The sequence below is a fragment of the Microbacterium sp. ACRRU genome (genome assembly GCF_022346945.1).
In the GTDB taxonomy this organism is placed as follows: domain Bacteria; phylum Actinomycetota; class Actinomycetes; order Actinomycetales; family Microbacteriaceae; genus Microbacterium; species Microbacterium mcarthurae.
The window spans coordinates 1-1,315 of sequence record NZ_JAKRNI010000067.1 but is presented as its reverse complement, the minus strand read 5'-3'; the positions used below and the strand labels follow the sequence as shown (position 1 = coordinate 1,315).

2 protein-coding genes are annotated in these 1,315 nt (G+C 66.4%); one reads left to right on the top strand and one right to left on the bottom strand.

What is annotated here, in order from left to right:
- Positions 1-91 precede the first annotated feature (91 nt).
- Positions 92-938 (top strand): IS5 family transposase gene (locus MHY30_RS14975; protein WP_275438589.1). Its coding sequence is split into 2 segments (ribosomal slippage): positions 92-397 and positions 399-938, totalling 846 coding nucleotides; the frame shifts between segments, so codons are not numbered across the junction.
- Here the strand turns inward: MHY30_RS14975 and MHY30_RS14970 are convergent.
- The gene (locus MHY30_RS14970; protein ID WP_026095586.1) at positions 919-1,248 is read right to left on the bottom strand and encodes a hypothetical protein; all 330 of its coding nucleotides are present in this window, start codon (positions 1,246-1,248) and stop codon (positions 919-921) included. The genes MHY30_RS14975 and MHY30_RS14970 overlap by 20 nt on opposite strands.
- Positions 1,249-1,315 lie beyond the last annotated feature (67 nt).

Genomic DNA, 1,315 nt, shown 5'->3' with positions numbered 1-1,315 from the left:
CTAGGGCGTGTTGATCAAGAGGTTTCGTTCCTCGGTGGGTGAGTCTTGAACGGTGACGCGACAGGAGATCTCTGACGAGGTGTGGGCCGTGATGGAGCCGTTGATGCCGACGGTGACCGGTCGGTCGCGGCCGTGGACGGATCACCGACTCACTGTTGAGGGGATGGCGTGGAAGTACCGGACCGGTGCGCCGTGGCGTGACGTTCCGGATCGGTTCGGGAAGTGGAACTCGATCTACAAGCGGTTCAACCGGTGGGCCGGGGACGGCACCTGGGAGCGACTGCTCACCGAGGTGCAGAAGCAGGCCGACGCCGCTGGGGAAATCGACTGGGTCGTCTCGATCGACTCCACGATCGCGCGCGTGCATCAGCACGGCGCGACCCTCGCCCGGGACACAGGGGGCTGTGCCGAATCACAAGAATCCGTGGTTCGAGCCGCCTGATCACGGGATCGGCCGCTCCCGGGGCGGGCTCACGACCAAGCTGCACCTGGTCTGCGACGGTCGCGGCCGGCCGCTGGGGATGATGATCACCGGCGGGAACATCAACGACACCACGATGATGACCGCCGTGCTCGAGGACATCCGCGTTCCCCGCGACGGGAAGGGCCGGCCCCGCACCCGCCCCGACCGGGTACTCGCCGATAAGGGCTACCCATCGAAGGCGAACCGGGCATGGCTGCGCAAGCGAGGGATCGCGGCGACCATCCCGGAGCGCGACGATCAGATCGCGCACCGCCGCAAGAAGCCGGGCCGGCCGATCGACTTCGGCGACCAGCAGCAGGAGCGATACAAGGGCCGCAACGTCGTCGAGCGCTGCTTCAACAGGCTCAAGCAGTGGCGTGGCATCGCGATGCGCTCGGACAAGCTCGTCCGCAACTACCGAGCCGCCGTCAGCCTCGCCGCGGCGCTGATCTGGATCAAGACCGATCTCCGCTGAGCGCTTCGCGCTCCTGCAGCGTGCGCTCAAGCTGTCCCACCGTCGGCGCACCCGCAAAGCCGCGCTCGGTCAGATAGACCCTGCACGCCAAGTCGGCAGTGTTCCCCTGGGACGGGAACAAGTCCTGACCGTCCAGAAGAATCGTGGGCGAGCCCGCGAAACCAGAGCTCACCGCCTCAGCCTCGGTGCGGATCAACACGAACTCCACCGGAACATCGCCCCGTCCGATCGAGTCGAGCACCAGCCGTACTCGATCGCCCGCCTCCTGCCAATTCGGGCAATCCTCGATATGCAGCACCTGGATCTTCACACGCCCATTCTCCCGCGCAACTCGCGGCGGCTGGCCACCCCGCACCTTCTTGATCAACACGCCCTAG